This window comes from Citrobacter sp. CK206, from assembly GCF_030333125.1.
Taxonomy (GTDB): domain Bacteria; phylum Pseudomonadota; class Gammaproteobacteria; order Enterobacterales; family Enterobacteriaceae; genus Citrobacter_B; species Citrobacter_B koseri.
The window spans coordinates 1-19307 of the sequence record NZ_JAOWGM010000019.1; the positions used below are offsets into that span (position 1 = coordinate 1).

The window sequence follows — 19307 nt, forward strand, 5'->3', positions numbered from 1 at the left end:
CAGGATTTTTCTCTTTAATCAACCGGCTGTTTGTGTGAAGTGATTCACATCCGCCGTGTCGATGGAGGCGCATTATAGGGAGTTCTCCGCAGGCCGCAATAGAAAAATGACAGAAAAATGACTGACTGCTGCATTCCCCAGCAAAACCCCGCCTTATACCCTTTTACACACAGAGTTATCCACAATCCTGGCGATCATTTCCTGAATCTCTCCTTAATAAAGACGCGCTCAATACAGGAATAAAAGGGTATCGAATGGAAAAAGAAAAATTCGCGAGCGTTGCGCAAACGTTTTCGTTACAATGCCACCGCAAAACAAGGATGCCCCGTAAGGGGCGTTAGCTGAGTTTTTCACGAAAAATTCAGCTAACGCTCTCTGTAATAGTCAAATCCAGGGGATTTACCATGCAACAACGTCGTCCAGTCCGCCGCGCTCTGCTCAGTGTTTCTGATAAGGCCGGTATCGTCGAATTCGCCCAGGCACTTTCCGCACGCGGTGTGGAGCTGCTGTCTACAGGGGGCACTGCCCGTCTGTTAGCAGATAAAGGTCTGCCGGTGACCGAAGTTTCCGATTACACCGGTTTCCCGGAAATGATGGATGGACGCGTGAAGACCCTGCATCCGAAAGTACACGGCGGTATTCTCGGTCGCCGTGGTCAGGATGACGGAATTATGGAACAACACGGTATCGCGCCAATCGATATGGTTGTTGTTAACCTATACCCATTCGCCCAGACCGTCGCTCGTGAAGGTTGCTCGCTGGAAGATGCCGTAGAAAACATTGATATCGGCGGCCCGACCATGGTGCGCTCCGCTGCCAAGAACCATAAAGATGTCGCTATCGTTGTAAAGAGCAGCGACTACGACGCCATTATTAAAGAGATGGATAGCAACGACGGTTCACTGACCCTTGATACCCGCTTCGATCTCGCCATTAAAGCCTTCGAACACACCGCCGCCTACGACAGCATGATTGCCAACTACTTCGGCAGCATGGTTCCGGCATATCACGGTGAAAGCAAAGAGGCCGCTGGCCGCTTCCCGCGTACCCTGAATCTGAACTTCATTAAGAAGCAGGATATGCGCTACGGCGAAAACAGCCACCAGCAGGCAGCCTTCTATATAGAAGAGAATGTGCAAGAAGCATCTGTTGCGACCGCACAGCAGGTACAGGGCAAAGCGCTCTCCTACAACAACATCGCCGATACCGACGCGGCGCTGGAGTGTGTGAAAGAGTTCAGCGAGCCCGCCTGCGTCATCGTGAAGCACGCTAACCCGTGTGGCGTGGCGGTAAGCACTTCTATTCTCGACGCTTACGATCGCGCATACAAGACTGACCCGACCTCCGCATTCGGCGGCATCATCGCGTTTAACCGCGAACTGGATGCCGAAACGGCACAGGCCATCATCTCCCGTCAGTTTGTTGAAGTGATCATTGCGCCTTCCGCATCTGAAGACGCCCTGAAGATTACCGCCGCCAAACAGAACGTGCGCGTCCTGACCTGCGGCCAGTGGGCACAGCGTGTGCCGGGCCTGGACTTCAAACGCGTTAACGGCGGCCTGCTGGTTCAGGATCGTGACCTGGGTATGGTGACCGAAGGCGAACTGCGCGTGGTAACCAAACGTCAGCCGAGCGAGCAGGAACTGCGTGACGCGCTGTTCTGCTGGAAAGTAGCAAAATTTGTGAAATCCAACGCGATTGTGTACGCGAAAGAGAATATGACTATCGGTATTGGCGCGGGCCAGATGAGCCGCGTTTATTCCGCGAAGATCGCCGGTATTAAAGCGGGCGATGAAGGCCTGGAAGTAAAAGGTTCCGCAATGGCCTCTGACGCGTTCTTCCCGTTCCGCGACGGTATTGATGCTGCGGCCGCCGTTGGCGTGAGCTGCGTGATCCAGCCCGGTGGCTCCATCCGTGATGATGAAGTCATTGCCGCCGCTGACGAACACGGCATCGCGATGATCTTCACCGACATGCGTCACTTCCGCCATTAATTCACGGAGCAGACAATGAAAGTATTAGTAATCGGCAACGGCGGGCGCGAACACGCCCTGGCGTGGAAAGCGGCGCAATCACCGCAGGTTGAAACCGTGTATGTCGCGCCAGGTAACGCCGGAACAGCGCTGGAACCGGCGCTGCAAAACGTCGCTATTGGCGTCACGGATATTCCGGCACTACTGAGCTTTGCCCAGAACGAGAAGATCGATCTGACCATCGTCGGCCCGGAAGCGCCGCTGGTGAAAGGCGTGGTGGATACTTTCCGCGCCGCAGACCTGAAAATCTTTGGCCCAACCGAAGGCGCCGCACAGCTGGAAGGCTCCAAAGCCTTCACCAAGGATTTCCTCGCTCGTCACCAGATTCCGACGGCGGAGTACCAGAACTTCACGGAGATCGAACCCGCGTTGGCTTACCTGCGTGAGAAAGGCGCGCCGATCGTCATTAAAGCCGACGGACTGGCTGCCGGGAAAGGCGTGATTGTGGCGATGACGCTGATCGAGGCCGAAGCCGCAGTTCATGACATGCTGGCGGGTAACGCGTTTGGCGACGCGGGACACCGTATCGTGATCGAAGAGTTCCTCGACGGTGAAGAAGCGAGCTTCATCGTGATGGTCGATGGCGAACATGTGCTGCCAATGGCCACCAGCCAGGATCACAAACGCGTCGGCGATGGCGATACCGGGTTGAATACCGGCGGTATGGGCGCTTACTCCCCGGCACCGGTGGTGACCGACGAGGTTCATCAGCGCACGATGGAGCGCATCATTTGGCCAACCGTAAAAGGCATGGCGGCGGAAGGCAATACTTATACCGGCTTCCTGTACGCTGGGCTGATGATCGATAAACAGGGCAACCCGAAAGTTATCGAATTCAACTGCCGCTTTGGCGACCCGGAAACCCAGCCAATCATGCTGCGTATGAAATCCGATCTGGTTGAACTTTGTCTGGCTGCCTGCGACGGTAAGCTGGACGAGAAAACGTCTGAATGGGATGAGCGCGCATCGCTCGGCGTGGTGATGGCGGCTGGCGGTTATCCGGGCGACTACCGCACAGGCGATGTGATCCACGGTCTGCCGCTGGAAGAGGTGGCGGACGGTAAGGTATTCCATGCCGGCACCAAACTGGCGGAAGATGACCGGGTCGTAACAAGCGGCGGTCGCGTACTGTGCGCCACTGCGCTAGGCCATACCGTTGCCGAAGCACAGCAGCGTGCCTACGCGCTGATGGCAGATATCCGCTGGGATAACTGCTTTAGCCGCAAAGATATCGGCTGGCGCGCGATCGAACGCGAGCAAAACTAACGCTGACACCTCTTATCCGGCCTATGGAGAACAACTGTAGGCCGGATAAGACGCAAGCCGCCATCCGGCAATCATCAGAACGTCTTCTCTATAGGTTGCCAGTGGCAGAAGTCTTCATTGGCCACCAGCAGCAGCTGAGAGCCATCAGGCGCCTCCAGCCATGCCACACTCACCTCTATCGATGAACGCAGCTGACGTCGCTCTATGTGGCTGATAGCCCATGCATCCAGGTCTGGTTTCAATGTTTCGCCTTCGCAGGTAGTTACCGTACGGTCTGCATGCCAGCGTCCCTGACGCAGCACAACGCGCCCCTGACGCAATGCGTCACTGGTCTGGCGGATCTGATTGGCGCGATAGCGGTATAAGGCGATCTGGTCGCTGGAAAGCTGCTGCTTCTGCCCGTCGACTTCATGCTGCATAAAACTGAGCTCGCCATGATCGTCGAAGCGTGCGCGAATATGTTCAGAAGGTTTGCTGTAAATATTGAGTTCAATCAGGGAGAGCATGTCGCCCTGCCAGCGGTATTCGCTGGTTGTGGTGCTGCCGTTACGCCACGGGCTAAAGACCGAGAGCAGATGGACGCCATCGCTGGAATCTTTACGCCAGATGCGTACCGCACCCTGGTCGTCAACATAACCGCTGGCCGTAAACGGTGGAAGCGTCGTGTTATGGCTACAAGCGGACAGCAACAGCGCGCCTGCCAACGTCAGCATACGACGCCAGACAGACAAAAGGGGCGAGAGCGCCCCTTCATTAAAACTGTTCACTGCCACGCGAATTACTTAACTGCGTCTTTCAGTGCTTTACCAGAAACAAACGCCGGTACATTCGCTGCAGCGATTTTGATTTCTTTACCGGTCTGCGGGTTGCGGCCAGTACGCTCAGCGCGGTGGTTCACTTTGAAGGTACCGAAACCAACCAGTTGTACAGCATCGCCTTCTTTCAGAGACTCAGTAATAGCAGCCAGAGTGGATTCCAGAGCAGCTTTAGCCTGGGTTTTGGACAGTTCTGCTTTGTCTGCAATTACATCAATCAGTTGAGTCTTGTTCATAAGTTATCCTTACAATGTGTTTATCGCTTGCTAAGCATCGAGTGCGACGGAAATGCCAGAAAAGCACTCTCCTGCATACACGCACCGATAGCCACTTTTTTTCGCCCCCCAAATGTAGACCAGACGGGGGGCGGAAGGGAAGCCTCCAGGCACGACAAATCAGGCGTTAAATCACGTTTTCTGGTGTCATTGCTCAAAATTTATACCGATATTGCTCTCACCGGCCTCGCGCAGGTCTGCCCGAAGCCCTTTTATCAGCTCAATATCGCGTTCTTCGCAGTCGGCCAAAAGTCGGAATATTTCCCACTGAATGTCCCATTCCTGTTCAACAGCCGGGTTTTCTTTGAGCTCTTCATCGGTCATTTCTCGACCAGCCTGAGTCATTTCCAGCATCGCAACCGTGGTAATGGATGTCTTACTGACCTCAATGGCATGTTCCAGCGTTTCGCCACTGAGACGAGAATGCATTAACTCGCTTAATGCAACGCAGGCATCAATCGCCGGGTAAACGCCGTACAGATCAAAATCGTCAGCAGCCGGAATCGCTTCCTCAAACTTTTCCAGCTGGCTGTCAAAATTGACCTTCGCATCTTTCACCGTCAGCGTTTCCCAGATGAGATCCAGGATTCGGCGGTACACCTGCCCATCGCCAAAACCCGTCTGCTGACAGAACATGGCATAGTTCGGATACATACGCTCGCACAAACAAGCCATAAAGGTGACGTGCTGCCAGCTTTCCAGGCGTTCCAGACGCAGATGAATCGGGTTTTGTAACATGTTGAATTCTCGAAATCAGAAATGAGCCGCAGTGTACCTGAATCAGCGGTGATTTGCTTGCCAGCGCACAAACGCCGGACGCTCTGATGCCACCGCATCCGCCCAGCGCGTCGGTTCCGGCAGACGGTAGCCTTGCATACAGCGCTGCACCCACGCCAACGCGCTGTCGGTACTCACGCGATGTCCGGTCGCGATAAACAGCGGGTTACAGCGCGCTTTACTGCGCCAGACCCAGGCTAACTGCTCGCCTTTGTCCATCAGCGGAGCCAGCGCGCCAGGTTCGGCGGAAAGTGGCTCAAACTTGCCGCACAGCCGTTTTTTCGCTACGCCAATGGTGGGTACATCCATCATCAATCCAAAGTGGCTTGCCACCCCCAGACGACGCGGGTGGGAGATACCGTGCCCATCGACAAAGACTAAATCCGGTTTTTGCGACAGCTGTTCCCACGCCGCCAACAGCGCAGGATACTCGCGAAAGGAGAGGAAGCCGGGAATATACGGCATGGTAGTGGCGATACGCGCCACTTTGTATTCCACCAGCTCAAGCGCTGGATACGTCAACAGCACCATCGCCGCTCGCGTCACTTCCCCGCCCTGCTCGAACCCAACATCCGCCCCGGCGATCAGATCCGGCGGATCGTTATCAAGGCGATCCTCGCGGATCACCGACGAGGCGAGTTCAATTTGTTGAGCGCGTAGCGACGCGAGATCCATAATGACTCCTTAGCGGTGGTACTGTTCAGACAAGCGGTGTACCGCATCAACAAATGCGCCCGCGTGCTCCGGTGGTACATCCTGGTGGATACCGTGTCCAAGATTAAAGACGTGGCCTTCACCCTGGCCAAATCCGGCGAGAATCGTCGCCACTTCTTCTTCAATGCGCGCCGGTGGCGCATAGAGCATGGACGGGTCCATATTGCCCTGTAGCGCCACTTTATGGCCCACGCGACGGCGCGCGTCGGCAATATCGGTTGTCCAGTCGAGGCCTAACGCATCACACCCGGTTTCCGCCATCGCCTCCAGCCACTGGCCGCCACCTTTGGTGAATAACGTGACCGGTACACGGCGACCGTCGTTTTCCCGCAGCAGACCATCAACGATTTTATGCATGTAATACAGCGAGAACTGCTGGTAATCGCGCCCCGTCAGCACGCCGCCCCAGGTGTCGAAAATCATGACCGACTGCGCGCCCGCTTTAATCTGCGCGTTGAGGTACAGAGTGACGCTTTTCGCCAGCTTATCGAGCAGCGCATGCAGCGCCTGCGGATCGGCATACATCATTTTTTTGATGACGGTAAAGGCTTTGCTGCTGCCGCCTTCCACCATGTAAGTCGCCAGCGTCCACGGGCTGCCGGAAAAACCGATCAGCGGAACGTCACCTTTCAACTCGCGGCGAATCGTACGCACCGCGTTCATCACGTAGCCCAGTTCGTCTTCCGGGTCAGGAATCGGTAGCTTATCGACATCCGCTTTACAGGCGACTGGCGAAGTAAAGCGCGGGCCTTCCCCGGCCTCAAAATAGAGTCCCAGCCCCATCGCATCCGGGATGGTCAGAATGTCCGAGAAGAGGATCGCCGCATCAAGCGGGTAGCGCCGCAGCGGTTGTAGCGTGACTTCGCACGCCAGCTCAGCATTTTTGCACAGCGACATAAAATCGCCTGCTTGTGCGCGGGTGGCTTTGTACTCCGGCAGATAGCGGCCTGCCTGGCGCATCATCCATACCGGGGTAACATCAACGGGCTGGCGCAGCAGCGCACGCAGATAACGATCGTTCTTCAGTTCGGTCATTTTGCAGTTCCTTCATTGCGTCAGGGTGCCAGTGTACCATCACTCATACTCAGCCCGACACATTGCCACAGTATCTTCGATCAAACGACGCGCCACCGTGCCCGGCGGCGGCAATAACGGAAGATCGTCATAGCGATACCAGCCCGCCTCCAGCAGCTCTTTCGGGTCGATGACAATCTCGCCGCTGTCATACTCCGCCATAAACGCCGTCATCAGCGATTGCGGGAACGGCCAGGGCTGTGAGGTCACGTAACGCAAATTTTTCACTTTGATGCCGCTCTCTTCCATCACTTCGCGCGCGACCGCCTGCTCTAAGGTCTCCCCCACTTCCACAAACCCGGCCAGCACCGTATGAACACCGTTGCGATGGCGCGTATGCTGGGCCAGTAAAATGGAATCGGCGCGCCGGATGGCGACAATAATGCAGGGAGCAATCTGCGGATAGTAACGCTCGCGGCAGTGGCTGCACAGCATCGCCCATTCGGTCTTGCTTGGGTACATGGGGTGGCCGCAGTAACCGCAGAATTTGTGCGAACGGTAAAATTCCGCCAGCTGCACGCCCCGCCCCGCCAGTTGAAACAGGCCAACGTCCCGATCGATGACCTGCCGTACCGACCCCATATCATGCCGACGATGCTGTAACACCAGCCAGACAGGCTCCCCTTCCCACTCGCCAATCAGGAGTGCGCGCTGCCCCACAAGATCGAAATTTGTCGCTTCGCCATATGGCAATTCTCCACGAGGCAACCATAATTTTTGCTCGTGACTGACGATCCACCAACCGTGATCTAATTTTTCAATAATACGATCCATAGCTCTTGCACTACCTTTGCTTCACTGGCATGTTGTTAACATTATATTTACATTTTTCAGGTGAGCAGTTTTAAATCTAAACTTGCGGAGTCAATCATGCTAAACCAGCTGGAAAGCCTGACGGAACACGTCGAAGGAAGTAATAAACTGGTTGATCGCTGGCTACATGTACGTAAGCACCTGCTCGTGGCTTACTACAATCTGGTTGGCATTAAGCCTGGCAAAGAATCGTACATGCGGCTGAATGAAAAAGCGCTGGATGATTTTTGTCAGGGCCTGGTCGACTACCTTTCCGCCGGACACTTCAGTATTTATGAACACATTATCCGTGAAATGGAAGAGGGAAACCCGCGTTCGACCGCAACGCGCCTCCATTCATTGCTGGAAGCCAATACTCAACAGATCATGGAATATTACGACTCCAGCCTGGAGAACGCGATCGATCACGATAATTATGCGGAATTTCAGCAAGTGCTCTCCGACATCGGCGAAGCGCTGGAAGCGCGGTTTACGCTGGAAGATAAACTCATCCTGCTGGCCTTCGACAATAATCTAACGCTTAATGCCCAGGATGAAAGCGGAATTGCACGGCCTGCTTGAGTTATGAATCAGTAACGAGTAATTTACATCCATTGCCCCGTCGCCGGGGTTACATCTTGTCGGAGTGCCGTGTGTGAAAACACAGGCTGAGACCGTTAATTCGGGATCCGCGGAACCTGATCAGGCTAATACCTGCGAAGGGAACAAGAGTAAACTGCTTTATGCGTCAACCTGTACGGGCAACGCGCATCCATTACTCCATCCGTCGTCTGACAAGCCACGTCCTTCACTTTTTGGAATGAGCTATGTCTGCAACAAAATTGACTCGCCGCGAACAACGCGCCCAGGCCCAACACTTTATCGACACCCTGGAAGGCACCGCCTTTCCGAACTCAAAACGTATTTATATTACCGGCTCACAACCGGACATCCGCATTCCGATGCGTGAAATCCAGCTAAGCCCCACGCTCATCGGCGGCGGCAAAGATAATCCGCAATACGAAGAGAACGAAGCCATCCCGGTCTATGACACCTCTGGCCCCTATGGCGATCCTGATGTCGCCATTAACGTTCAGCAGGGGCTGGCAAAACTGCGTCAGCCCTGGATTGAGGCTCGTGCAGACAGCGAAGAATTGACCGACCGTAGCTCGGCGTACACCAAAGAACGTCTGGCCGATGATGGACTGGACGAGCTGCGTTTTACGGGGCTGCTCACGCCGAAGCGCGCCAAAGCGGGCAAGTGCGTAACGCAACTGCATTATGCGCGTCAGGGGATTGTAACCCCGGAAATGGAGTTCATCGCTATTCGTGAAAACATGGGTCGTGAGCGCATTCGCGGCGATGTGTTACGCCAGCAGCATCCAGGCGTTGGGTTTGGCGCGCGCCTGCCGGAAAACATCACGCCGGAATTTGTTCGTGACGAAGTGGCCGCCGGTCGCGCGATTATCCCGGCCAACATCAACCACCCGGAATCCGAACCGATGATCATCGGACGCAACTTCCTGGTGAAGGTCAACGCCAATATCGGCAACTCAGCGGTCACTTCCTCCATTGAAGAAGAGGTGGAAAAACTGGTGTGGTCGACGCGCTGGGGCGCAGATACGGTGATGGACCTCTCAACCGGTCGCTATATTCACGAAACTCGCGAGTGGATCCTGCGTAACAGCCCGGTACCGATCGGCACCGTGCCGATCTATCAGGCGCTGGAGAAAGTGAACGGGATCGCCGAAGATCTCACCTGGGAAGCCTTCCGCGACACGCTGCTGGAGCAGGCCGAGCAAGGGGTAGACTACTTCACCATCCATGCGGGTGTGCTGCTGCGCTATGTGCCAATGACCGCAAAACGTCTGACCGGTATCGTCTCGCGCGGCGGTTCGATCATGGCGAAATGGTGCCTCTCTCACCATCAAGAAAACTTCCTCTACGAGCACTTCCGCGAAATCTGCGAGATCTGCGCCGCTTACGATGTCTCGCTGTCGCTGGGCGACGGTCTGCGTCCGGGATCGATTCAGGATGCGAACGACGAAGCGCAGTTTGCCGAGCTGCACACGCTGGGCGAGCTGACCAAAATTGCCTGGGAGTACGACGTGCAGGTGATGATTGAAGGCCCTGGCCACGTACCGATGCAGATGATCCGCCGTAACATGACCGAAGAGCTGGAACACTGCCACGAAGCGCCGTTCTACACCTTAGGGCCACTGACCACCGATATTGCGCCGGGCTACGACCACTTCACCTCCGGCATTGGCGCGGCAATGATTGGCTGGTTTGGCTGCGCCATGCTCTGCTACGTAACGCCAAAAGAGCACCTCGGCCTGCCGAACAAAGAGGATGTGAAACAGGGGCTGATCACCTACAAAATCGCGGCGCATGCCGCCGACCTGGCAAAAGGCCATCCTGGCGCGCAAATCCGCGATAACGCCATGTCGAAAGCCCGCTTTGAATTCCGTTGGGAAGACCAGTTTAACCTGGCGCTTGACCCGTTCACCGCCCGCGCCTACCACGACGAAACCCTGCCGCAGGAATCCGGTAAAGTGGCGCACTTCTGTTCCATGTGCGGCCCCAAATTCTGCTCAATGAAGATCAGCCAGGAAGTCCGCGACTACGCGGCGGCGCAGACCATCGAGGTAGGAATGGCGGATATGTCAGAAAACTTCCGCGCCAAAGGCGGTGAAATCTATCTCAGGAAGGAGGAGGCATAATGTATCAGCCCGATTTCCCGGCGGTGCCTTTCCGCCTGGGGCTTTATCCGGTCGTTGATAGCGTGCAATGGATCGAACGCTTGCTGGAAGCGGGTGTCCGCACCCTCCAGCTACGTATCAAAGACAAGCGCGACGAAGAGGTGGAGGACGACGTATCAGCCGCTATCTCACTGGGCCGCCGCTACAATGCCCGCCTGTTCATCAATGACTACTGGCGACTGGCGATCAAGCACAACGCTTACGGGGTGCATCTCGGTCAGGAAGATCTGGAAACCACCGACCTGAAGGCGATTCAGGCTGCCGGGCTGCGCTTAGGCGTTTCCACCCACGATGACATGGAAATCGACATAGCGCTGGCGGCCAGACCGTCTTATATCGCACTCGGCCACGTATTCCCGACGCAAACCAAACAGATGCCGTCCGCGCCGCAAGGACTGGAGCAGCTGGCGCGCCATATTGAACGTCTTGGCGATTACCCCACCGTTGCCATCGGCGGGATCAGCCTCGAACGCGCCTCGCCGGTGCTGAAAACCGGCGTGGGCAGTATTGCCGTCGTCAGCGCCATTACCCGGGCGGAAGACTGGCGCGAAGCAACGGCGCAGTTACTGGCAATCGCGGGGGCTGGCGATGAATGATCGCGACTTTATGCGCTACAGCCGACAAATTTTGCTCGGCGATATCGCCATTGAAGGACAGCAAAAATTGCTTGCCAGCCGGGTTCTGATTGTCGGGCTGGGCGGTTTGGGTTCCCCTGCGGCGCTCTATCTGGCGGGCGCTGGCATCGGTACGCTGGTTTTAGCCGACGATGACGAAGTGCATCTGAGCAATCTGCAACGGCAAATCCTGTTCACCACAGATGATATTGCCCGCCCTAAATCCCTGGTGACAAAGCAGCGGCTGGCGCGGCTGAACCCGGATATTGAACTGCTGGCGTTACAGCAGCGCCTCACTGGCGATGCGCTCCGCCATGCGGTTGAGCGCGCCGATGTGGTGCTCGACTGTACCGACAACATGGCGACCCGTCAGGAGATCAACGCCGCCTGCGTCGCGCTGGATACTCCACTCATTACCGCCAGCGCCGTCGGCTTTGGCGGCCAGTTGATGGTGCTGACGCCGCCCTGGGAACAGGGCTGCTACCGCTGCCTGTGGCCGGATGATGAAGAACCGGAACGCAACTGCCGCACGGCAGGGATCGTCGGCCCCGTTGTCGGCGTGATGGGAACATTACAGGCGCTGGAAGCCATCAAGTTACTGAGCGGGATGGACATCCCCGGCGGCGAGTTGCGGTTATTCGATGCCAAAACCAGCCAGTGGCGCAGTCTGGCATTGCATCGCGCCAGCGGTTGTCCGGTATGCGGAGGGCGTCATGCAGATTCAGTTCAATGATGAACCTATGCAGTGCGCTGACGGCCTGTCCGTTATCGATCTGCTCACTCAGCTTAACCAACTGAAACCAGGGGCGGCGCTGGCGCTGAATCAACAGATCCTGCCGCGTGAACAGTGGGAACAGCAAATCGTGCAGGAAGGCGACCAGATCCTGCTTTTTCAGGTTATTGCAGGGGGTTGATATGTTACGTATTGCAGATAAAACGTTTGATTCACATCTGTTCACCGGCACGGGGAAATTTGCCTCTTCACAGCTGATGGTCGAGGCGATTCGCGCTTCCGGCAGCCAGCTGGTCACGCTGGCGATGAAACGCGTGGATTTACGCCAGCACAATGACGCGATTCTGGCGCCGCTTATTGATGCCGGGGTAACGCTGCTTCCCAATACTTCCGGTGCGAAAACAGCGGAAGAAGCCATCTTCGCCGCGCAACTGGCGCGGGAAGCCCTGGGCACACACTGGCTGAAACTGGAGATTCACCCCGACGCGCGCTGGCTGCTGCCGGACCCTGTCGAAACGCTGAAAGCCGCAGAAGCGCTGGTAAAACAGGGGTTCGTCGTGCTGCCCTACTGCGGCGCCGACCCGGTGTTGTGCAAACGTCTTGAGGAGGTTGGCTGCGCCGCCGTCATGCCGCTCGGTGCGCCCATTGGTTCAAATCAGGGGCTGGAGACGCGCGCGATGCTGGAGATCATCATCCAACAGGCCACCGTTCCGGTGGTGGTCGATGCCGGTATTGGCGTTCCCAGCCACGCCACACAGGCGCTGGAAATGGGCGCCGACGCGGTACTGGTGAATACGGCGATTGCGGTAGCGGATGATCCGGTGATGATGGCGCAGGCCTTTCGCCTGGCGGTTGAAGCCGGAGTTATGGCGCGTCGGGCCGTACCCGGAACACGCAGCAGCTACGCTCAGGCTACCAGCCCGCTCACCGGATTTCTGGAGGCTTCGGCATGAAAACGTTCACCGACCGCTGGCAACAGCTGGACTGGGACGATATTCGCCTGCGCATCAACAGCAAAACCGCCGCCGATGTGGAACGGGCGCTTAACGCCACGCAACTTAGCCGCGACGACATGATGGCGCTGCTTTCACCCGCCGCCAGCGACTATCTGGAGCCGTTGGCCCAACGTGCGCAGCGCCTTACCCGTCAGCGCTTTGGCAATACCGTCAGCTTTTATGTGCCGCTGTATCTCTCTAATCTGTGCGCCAACGACTGCACTTACTGCGGCTTTTCAATGAGTAACCGCATTAAGCGCAAGACGCTGGATGAAACAGAAATAGGCCGTGAATGCGAGGCGATTCGCGAGCTGGGTTTTGAGCATCTCCTGCTGGTCACTGGCGAGCACCAGGCCAAAGTCGGCATGGACTATTTTCGTCGTCATTTGCCCGCTATCCGCCGCCAGTTTTCTTCACTCCAGATGGAAGTGCAGCCGCTGGCGGAAGAAGAGTATAGCGAGTTAAAAACGCTGGGGCTTGACGGCGTGATGGTCTACCAGGAGACCTACCATGAGGCGATTTACGCACAACACCATCTGAAAGGGAAAAAGCAGGATTTCTTCTGGCGGCTGGAAACCCCGGACAGGCTGGGTCGGGCAGGTATCGACAAAATTGGTCTCGGCGCGTTGATTGGGCTGTCTGATAGCTGGCGTGTGGACTGCTACATGGTAGCCGAGCATCTGCTCTGGATGCAGAAGCATTACTGGCAGAGCCGCTACTCTATCTCCTTCCCTCGCCTGCGACCGTGTACTGGCGGCGTCGAACCCGCCTCCATCATGGATGAGCGCCAGTTGGTGCAAACCATTTGCGCATTTCGTCTGCTGGCGCCGGAGATTGAGCTGTCGCTCTCAACGCGCGAATCGCCGTGGTTTCGCGATCACGTTATTCCTTTGGCGATTAATAACGTCAGCGCATTTTCAAAAACGCAGCCAGGCGGCTATGCCGATAATCATCCCGAGCTGGAGCAATTTTCTCCTCATGACGATCGCCGACCGGAAGCCGTTGCTAATGCACTGACCGCACAGGGGTTACAGCCCGTCTGGAAAGACTGGGATAGTTATCTGGGGCGTGCTTCGCAAACATAATGCACGAATGTGATACGGCGTAATTTTTTTGCGCACCGGTGCGTAATACAAAAAACGGGAGATTGTCGTCAGGCTCCCGTTTTTTTATGTTGTCATGGTCGGCAGCGGACGCTGACCAGGGCGAAAAATTCCTTCCTCATTTCGCCCTGCCTTCACATCTGGTCAGACGGTCTTTGCAGACCCCATCGGATTACTGCAACCGGTTTCATTTTTTGTGTGATGCTTTACACACATTCACTTTAAGACGGTTGTTCTCCCCCCGGCCACAGGCTAAAGATGAAGAACCAAGGGAACCGTGAGAGCCGATTATGAAGAATATCGTTTTATGCTGTGCCGCCGGGATGTCCACCAGCATGCTGGTGCAACGGATGAAAGACGCCGCTCAGAAGAAAGGGGTTGAAGTCAGTATCAAAGCTGTTCCGGTGGCTGAATTTAAAGAAAACATCGCCACTGCGGATATTGTTTTGCTTGGCCCTCAGGTCAAGTATGAACAGGCGAAATTGCAGGCGCTTGCCGACCCCTTAGGTAAAAAGGTCGCGGTTATCGACATGATGGATTACGGCATGATGAAAGGCGATGCCGTGCTGGAAAAAGCCCTCAAGCTCATGGAGTAATAGCATGGAAGAGTTAGAGACGATCATCATGGAGCTGCTGGTCAACGCAGGCGCAGCCCGTAGTTCGGCACTGACCGCGTTGCAACTGGCGCGAAAAGGCGATTTTGCTGGCGCCGAGAAAGCGATGGAAGAGTCGCACGAGTTTGTCAAACTGGCACACGGCATCCAGACAAAGCTGATTGGGATTGATGAAGGAACCGGAAAACTGCCTGTTAATCTGATCACCGTTCATTCCCAGGATCATCTGATGAACGCGATGGTTATTCAGGATTTGGCGGGGGATATGATTGAGCTTTATCGTCGGTTGCCGCTGGTGAATTAAAGCGTACCGCAGACCCGTTGCCGGATGGCGGCTACGCCTTATCCGGCCTACAAGTTCACCCCGTATCCGTAGGCCTGATAAGCAAAGCGCTATCAGGCGGCCTACAAGTCCACCCCATATCCGTAGGCCTGATAAGCAAAGCGCCATCAGGCATAAAAAAACCCGCCGAAGCGGGTTTTTTATTATGGTCAGCAACGATTAATCGTTATCAGAACCACCCAGGCCTGCGTTCAGCAGTTCTGCCAGGCTGGCAGACGCATCTTCAGCAGTCACCTGCGGTGCAGCCGGGAGTTCACCCGCAGCACGGCGGCGCATACGATCCTGGTGGTACGCATAACCGGTACCTGCCGGGATCAGACGACCCACGATAACGTTCTCTTTCAGGCCACGCAGTTCGTCGCGTTTACCCGCAACGGCTGCTTCGGTCAGGACACGCGTGGTCTCCTGGAACGATGCCGCAGAGATGAAGGACTCGGTTGCCAGAGACGCTTTGGTGATACCCAGCAGATCGCGGGAGAACGTTGCACCCACTTTGCCGTTCGCTTCCAGGTCGCGGTTAGCGATCTTGACGCGGGAGTATTCAACCTGCTCGCCTTCCAGGAAGTCGGAGCTACCTGCGTTTTCGATGGTGGCTTTACGCAGCATCTGACGAACGATAACTTCGATGTGTTTATCGTTAATCTTAACGCCCTGCAGACGGTATACGTCCTGTACTTCGTTAACGATGTAACGAGTAACAGCATGAACACCACGCAGACGCAGAATGTCGTGCGGCGCTTCCGGGCCATCGGAAACCACGTCACCACGTTCTACACGTTCACCTTCGAACACGTTGAGCTGACGCCATTTCGGAATCATCTCTTCGTACGGCTCGCTACCGTCTACCGGGGTGATAACCAGACGACGTTTACCTTTGGTTTCTTTACCGAAGGAAATGATGCCGCTGATTTCAGCCAGGATTGCCGGCTCTTTCGGACGACGCGCTTCGAACAGGTCAGCAACGCGCGGCAGACCACCGGTAATATCCTTGGTACCGCCGGATTCCTGCGGAACACGCGCCAGGGTGTCACCAGAGCTGATCTGTACGCCATCTTCCAGCTGAACAATCGCTTTACCCGGCAGGAAGTACTGCGCAGGCATATCGGTGCCAGGAATCAGAACGTCGTTACCCTGAGCATCAACGATTTTCAGCGCCGGACGCAGGTCTTTACCACCCGTAGTACGCTCTGCGGAATCCAGGACCACCAGAGAAGACAGACCGGTCAGCTCGTCAGTCTGACGAGTAATGGTCTGGCCGTCGATCATGTCAGTAAAGCGGACGAAACCACTTACTTCGGTGATAACCGGCATGGTGTGCGGGTCCCAGTTTGCAACGGTTTCGCCGCCGGCAACCTGCTCGCCATCACCTTTCGCCATAACAGAGCCGTAAGGCACTTTATAGCTCTCTTTGGTACGACCGAATTCGTCGATCAGTTTCAGCTCGGTGTTACGGGAGGTGATAACCAGTTTACCGCTGGAGTTCACAACCGACTTCGCATTGCTCAGACGGATGCTACCTTTGTTTTTCACCTGGATGCTGGATTCAGCAGCCGCACGAGATGCCGCACCACCGATGTGGAACGTACGCATCGTCAGCTGTGTACCCGGCTCACCGATGGACTGTGCCGCGATAACGCCGATAGCTTCACCTTTGTTGATGATGTGGCCACGCGCCAGGTCACGACCGTAGCAGTGCGCACATACACCAAAGTCGGTGTCACAGGATACAACGGAACGCACTTTAACGGCGTCAACAGAGTTCTCTTCCAGCAGGTCACACCACTGTTCGTGCAGCAGCGTGTTGCGCGGAACCAGAATATCTGCGGTGCCCGGCTTCAGTACGTCTTCAGCAGTCACACGACCCAGTACGCGATCGCGCAACGGCTCTTTAACGTCGCCACCCTCGATAACCGGAGTCATCAGGATACCTTCGTGAGTACCGCAGTCGTCTTCAGTTACCACCAGATCCTGCGCAACGTCAACCAGACGACGAGTCAGGTAACCGGAGTTCGCTGTTTTCAGTGCGGTATCCGCCAGACCTTTACGCGCACCGTGAGTGGAGATGAAGTACTGGAGTACGTTCAGACCTTCACGGAAGTTCGCGGTGATTGGCGTTTCAATGATGGAGCCATCCGGCTTCGCCATCAGACCACGCATACCAGCAAGCTGACGAATCTGTGCCGCAGAACCACGCGCACCGGAGTCGGCCATCATGTAGATGCTGTTGAAGGAAACCTGCTGCTCTTCCTGACCGTCACGGTTAATCACGGTTTCAGTCTGTAGGTTATCCATCATCGCCTTGGATACACGATCGTTCGCCGCAGCCCAGATATCGATAACTTTGTTATAGCGTTCGCCCGCTGTTACCAGACCAGACTGGAACTGTTCCTGGATCTCAGCAACTTCGGCTTCCGCTTCGGAGATGATCTCGTGTTTCTTCTCCGGGATAACCATATCGTCGATACCAACGGATGCACCTGAACGCGCTGCATAAGCAAAGCCGGTGTACATCGTCTGGTCCGCAAAAATAACGGTCGGTTTCAGGCCCAGAATACGGTAGCAGGTGTTCAGCATTTTAGAGATGGCTTTCTTACCCAGCGCCTGGTTGACGATGGAGAAAGGCAGACCTTTCGGTACGATCATCCACAGAATGGCACGGCCGATAGTCGTGTCTTTCAGGCTGGTTTTCGCTACGAATTCGCCGTTAGCATCTTTTTCGTATTCGGTGATACGCACTTTAACGCGCGCATGCAGAGAGGCCAGGCCAGCGCGATAAATACGCTCAGCTTCTTTCGGGCCAGTCAGCACCATGCCTTCGCCTTTGGCGTTAACACAGTCACGGGTCATGTAGTACAGACCCAATACAACGTCCTGAGACGGAACGATGATAGGTTCGCCGTTCGCCGGGGACAGGATGTTGTTGGTAGACATCATCAGCGCACGCGCTTCCAGCTGGGCTTCCAGCGTCAGCGGTACGTGAACAGCCATCTGGTCACCATCGAAGTCGGCGTTATATGCCGCACAAACCAGCGGGTGCAGCTGGATAGCTTTACCTTCGATCAGTACCGGTTCAAATGCCTGGATACCCAAACGGTGCAGTGTTGGCGCACGGTTCAGCAGTACCGGGTGTTCGCGGATAACTTCGTCCAGGATATCCCAAACGACAGCTTCTTCACGCTCAACCATTTTCTTCGCGGCTTTGATGGTGGTGGCGAGACCACGCAGTTCCAGCTTGCCGTAGATGAACGGTTTGAACAGCTCCAGCGCCATTTTCTTCGGCAGACCGCACTGATGCAGACGCAGGTATGGACCTACGGTAATGACAGAACGACCGGAGTAGTCAACACGCTTACCGAGCAGGTTCTGACGGAAACGACCCTGTTTACCTTTGATCATGTCGGCCAAAGATTTCAGAGGACGTTTGTTAGAACCGGTGATCGCACGACCGCGACGACCGTTATCCAGCAGGGCGTCAACCGCTTCCTGCAACATACGTTTTTCGTTACGTACGATGATGTCCGGCGCAGCCAGATCCAGCAGACGTTTCAGACGGTTGTTACGGTTGATCACGCGACGATACAGATCGTTCAGATCCGACGTTGCGAAACGACCACCATCCAGCGGAACCAGCGGACGCAGATCTGGCGGCAGAACCGGCAGAACGGTCAGGATCATCCACTCTGGTTTGTTACCAGACTGAACGAACGCTTCCAGCAGTTTGATACGCTTGGTCAGCTTTTTACGCTTGGTTTCGGAGTTGGTTTCGTTCAGCTCTTCGCGCAGAGTTTCACACTCTTGCTCCAGATCCATGCTCTTCAGCAAGGCCTGAATAGCTTCCGCACCCATCTTCGCGTCGAATTCGTCACCGAACTCTTCCAGCGCGTCCAGATACTGTTCTTCAGTCAGGATCTGCTGGCGTTCCAGATTAGTCATACCGCCTTCGATAACCACATAGGATTCGAAGTACAGCACGCGTTCGATATCGCGCAGCGGCATATCGAGCAGCAGGCCGATACGAGACGGCAGAGATTTCAGGAACCAGATGTGAGCAGTCGGGGACGCCAGCTCGATGTGGCCCATACGCTCACGGCGTACTTTAGTCTGGGTCACTTCAACGCCGCACTTCTCACAGATCACACCACGGTGTTTCAGGCGCTTGTACTTACCGCACAGGCACTCGTAATCTTTTACCGGCCCGAAGATACGGGCGCAGAAAAGGCCGTCACGCTCAGGCTTGAACGTACGGTAGTTGATGGTTTCCGGCTTTTTAACTTCACCGAAAGACCATGAACGGATCATGTCTGGCGAAGCCAGAGCAATTTTGATCGCATCAAACTCTTCGGTTTTAGTTTGCGCTTTCAGAAACTTTAATAAGTCTTTCACGGATTTGCTCCCGT

The 19307-nt window shown here is 55.6% G+C and carries 18 protein-coding genes and 1 riboswitch; of the genes, 11 read left to right on the forward strand and 7 right to left on the reverse strand.

Features of this window, described 5'->3' with window-relative positions; genetic code table 11:
• Positions 1-404 precede the first annotated feature (404 nt).
• Together purH and purD are read left to right on the forward strand one after the other, a co-directional pair.
• Complete coding sequence (gene purH, locus OGX81_RS00695; protein ID WP_071258117.1) at positions 405-1994, forward strand: bifunctional phosphoribosylaminoimidazolecarboxamide formyltransferase/IMP cyclohydrolase; 1590 nt, start codon at positions 405-407, stop codon at positions 1992-1994.
• 15 nt (positions 1995-2009) lie between these two features.
• A complete protein-coding gene (purD, locus tag OGX81_RS00700; RefSeq protein WP_104867916.1) occupies positions 2010-3299 on the forward strand; it encodes a phosphoribosylamine--glycine ligase in 1290 nt (429 codons plus the stop codon).
• Positions 3300-3373: 74 nt separating this feature from the next.
• Here the strand turns inward: purD and OGX81_RS00705 are convergent, their stop codons facing one another.
• The 6 genes from OGX81_RS00705 to nudC all read right to left on the reverse strand — a co-directional run bounded on the left by OGX81_RS00705 (position 3374) and on the right by nudC (position 7728).
• Positions 3374-4066 (reverse strand): DUF1481 domain-containing protein, encoded by a 693-nt coding sequence (locus OGX81_RS00705; protein ID WP_104867917.1) that lies wholly within the window; start codon positions 4064-4066, stop codon positions 3374-3376.
• A gap of 11 nt (positions 4067-4077) precedes the next feature.
• Complete coding sequence (hupA, locus tag OGX81_RS00710; protein WP_001044509.1) at positions 4078-4350, reverse strand: nucleoid-associated protein HU-alpha; 273 nt, start codon at positions 4348-4350, stop codon at positions 4078-4080.
• A gap of 186 nt (positions 4351-4536) precedes the next feature.
• Complete coding sequence (locus OGX81_RS00715) at positions 4537-5127, reverse strand: YjaG family protein (protein WP_012133796.1); 591 nt, start codon at positions 5125-5127, stop codon at positions 4537-4539.
• Positions 5128-5169: 42 nt separating this feature from the next.
• Positions 5170-5841 carry a deoxyribonuclease V gene (gene nfi, locus OGX81_RS00720; protein ID WP_012133797.1) on the reverse strand — a complete coding sequence of 224 codons (672 nt, stop codon included), beginning with the start codon at positions 5839-5841 and terminating at the stop codon, positions 5170-5172.
• Between the two features lie 9 nt (positions 5842-5850).
• Positions 5851-6915 carry a uroporphyrinogen decarboxylase gene (gene hemE / locus OGX81_RS00725; RefSeq protein WP_012133798.1) on the reverse strand — a complete coding sequence of 355 codons (1065 nt, stop codon included), beginning with the start codon at positions 6913-6915 and terminating at the stop codon, positions 5851-5853.
• Between the two features lie 39 nt (positions 6916-6954).
• The gene (nudC, locus tag OGX81_RS00730) at positions 6955-7728 is read right to left on the reverse strand and encodes an NAD(+) diphosphatase (RefSeq protein WP_047459742.1); all 774 of its coding nucleotides are present in this window, start codon (positions 7726-7728) and stop codon (positions 6955-6957) included.
• Positions 7729-7824: 96 nt separating this feature from the next.
• Between nudC and OGX81_RS00735 the strand changes: the two genes are divergently transcribed.
• The 9 genes from OGX81_RS00735 to OGX81_RS00775 all read left to right on the forward strand — a co-directional run bounded on the left by OGX81_RS00735 (position 7825) and on the right by OGX81_RS00775 (position 14871).
• The gene (locus OGX81_RS00735) at positions 7825-8328 is read left to right on the forward strand and encodes an Rsd/AlgQ family anti-sigma factor (RefSeq protein WP_012133800.1); all 504 of its coding nucleotides are present in this window, start codon (positions 7825-7827) and stop codon (positions 8326-8328) included.
• A 50-nt stretch (positions 8329-8378) separates the two neighbouring features.
• Positions 8379-8488: riboswitch (TPP riboswitch) on the forward strand.
• A gap of 85 nt (positions 8489-8573) precedes the next feature.
• Entirely contained in the window at positions 8574-10469 is a 1896-nt protein-coding gene (thiC, locus tag OGX81_RS00740; RefSeq protein WP_012133801.1) for a phosphomethylpyrimidine synthase ThiC, read from the forward strand.
• Positions 10469-11104 (forward strand): thiamine phosphate synthase, encoded by a 636-nt coding sequence (gene thiE / locus OGX81_RS00745; RefSeq protein WP_104867918.1) that lies wholly within the window; start codon positions 10469-10471, stop codon positions 11102-11104. The genes thiC and thiE overlap by 1 nt, the downstream gene beginning before the upstream one ends.
• Positions 11097-11855, forward strand: coding sequence for a HesA/MoeB/ThiF family protein (locus tag OGX81_RS00750; protein WP_058668397.1), 759 nt, complete (start codon positions 11097-11099; stop codon positions 11853-11855). Before thiE ends, OGX81_RS00750 begins: the two co-directional genes overlap by 8 nt.
• Positions 11836-12036 carry a sulfur carrier protein ThiS gene (thiS, locus tag OGX81_RS00755; RefSeq protein WP_012133804.1) on the forward strand — a complete coding sequence of 67 codons (201 nt, stop codon included), beginning with the start codon at positions 11836-11838 and terminating at the stop codon, positions 12034-12036. The genes OGX81_RS00750 and thiS overlap by 20 nt, the downstream gene beginning before the upstream one ends.
• Position 12037: 1 nt before the next feature.
• Positions 12038-12808 (forward strand): thiazole synthase, encoded by a 771-nt coding sequence (thiG, locus tag OGX81_RS00760; RefSeq protein WP_012133805.1) that lies wholly within the window; start codon positions 12038-12040, stop codon positions 12806-12808.
• The gene (gene thiH, locus OGX81_RS00765; protein ID WP_012133806.1) at positions 12805-13935 is read left to right on the forward strand and encodes a 2-iminoacetate synthase ThiH; all 1131 of its coding nucleotides are present in this window, start codon (positions 12805-12807) and stop codon (positions 13933-13935) included. The genes thiG and thiH overlap by 4 nt, the downstream gene beginning before the upstream one ends.
• Positions 13936-14243: 308 nt before the next feature.
• On the forward strand, positions 14244-14549 hold the full coding sequence (locus tag OGX81_RS00770) for a PTS sugar transporter subunit IIB (protein WP_012133808.1): 306 nt from the start codon (positions 14244-14246) through the stop codon (positions 14547-14549).
• Between the two features lie 4 nt (positions 14550-14553).
• Entirely contained in the window at positions 14554-14871 is a 318-nt protein-coding gene (locus tag OGX81_RS00775; protein WP_104867919.1) for a PTS lactose/cellobiose transporter subunit IIA, read from the forward strand.
• A gap of 198 nt (positions 14872-15069) precedes the next feature.
• Here OGX81_RS00775 and rpoC read toward each other — a convergent pair whose 3' ends face one another.
• Complete coding sequence (gene rpoC / locus OGX81_RS00780; RefSeq protein ID WP_012133810.1) at positions 15070-19293, reverse strand: DNA-directed RNA polymerase subunit beta'; 4224 nt, start codon at positions 19291-19293, stop codon at positions 15070-15072.
• Between the last annotated feature and the right edge of the window lie 14 nt (positions 19294-19307).

What these genes read in the sequence shown, in the direction of transcription:
- thiS (WP_012133804.1), top strand. Translation starts at nt 11,836, where the DNA reads ATGCAGATTCAGTTCAATGATGAACCTATGCAGTGCGCTGACGGCCTG.
- thiC (WP_012133801.1), top strand. Translation starts at nt 8,574, where the DNA reads ATGTCTGCAACAAAATTGACTCGCCGCGAACAACGCGCCCAGGCCCAA.
- thiG (WP_012133805.1), top strand. Translation starts at nt 12,038, where the DNA reads ATGTTACGTATTGCAGATAAAACGTTTGATTCACATCTGTTCACCGGC.
- OGX81_RS00770 (WP_012133808.1), top strand. Translation starts at nt 14,244, where the DNA reads ATGAAGAATATCGTTTTATGCTGTGCCGCCGGGATGTCCACCAGCATG.
- OGX81_RS00750 (WP_058668397.1), top strand. Translation starts at nt 11,097, where the DNA reads ATGAATGATCGCGACTTTATGCGCTACAGCCGACAAATTTTGCTCGGC.
- OGX81_RS00715 (WP_012133796.1), bottom strand. Translation starts at nt 5,127, where the DNA reads ATGTTACAAAACCCGATTCATCTGCGTCTGGAACGCCTGGAAAGCTGG.
- purH (WP_071258117.1), top strand. Translation starts at nt 405, where the DNA reads ATGCAACAACGTCGTCCAGTCCGCCGCGCTCTGCTCAGTGTTTCTGAT.
- nfi (WP_012133797.1), bottom strand. Translation starts at nt 5,841, where the DNA reads ATGGATCTCGCGTCGCTACGCGCTCAACAAATTGAACTCGCCTCGTCG.
- thiH (WP_012133806.1), top strand. Translation starts at nt 12,805, where the DNA reads ATGAAAACGTTCACCGACCGCTGGCAACAGCTGGACTGGGACGATATT.
- nudC (WP_047459742.1), bottom strand. Translation starts at nt 7,728, where the DNA reads ATGGATCGTATTATTGAAAAATTAGATCACGGTTGGTGGATCGTCAGT.
- hupA (WP_001044509.1), bottom strand. Translation starts at nt 4,350, where the DNA reads ATGAACAAGACTCAACTGATTGATGTAATTGCAGACAAAGCAGAACTG.
- thiE (WP_104867918.1), top strand. Translation starts at nt 10,469, where the DNA reads ATGTATCAGCCCGATTTCCCGGCGGTGCCTTTCCGCCTGGGGCTTTAT.
- OGX81_RS00735 (WP_012133800.1), top strand. Translation starts at nt 7,825, where the DNA reads ATGCTAAACCAGCTGGAAAGCCTGACGGAACACGTCGAAGGAAGTAAT.
- OGX81_RS00775 (WP_104867919.1), top strand. Translation starts at nt 14,554, where the DNA reads ATGGAAGAGTTAGAGACGATCATCATGGAGCTGCTGGTCAACGCAGGC.
- hemE (WP_012133798.1), bottom strand. Translation starts at nt 6,915, where the DNA reads ATGACCGAACTGAAGAACGATCGTTATCTGCGTGCGCTGCTGCGCCAG.
- purD (WP_104867916.1), top strand. Translation starts at nt 2,010, where the DNA reads ATGAAAGTATTAGTAATCGGCAACGGCGGGCGCGAACACGCCCTGGCG.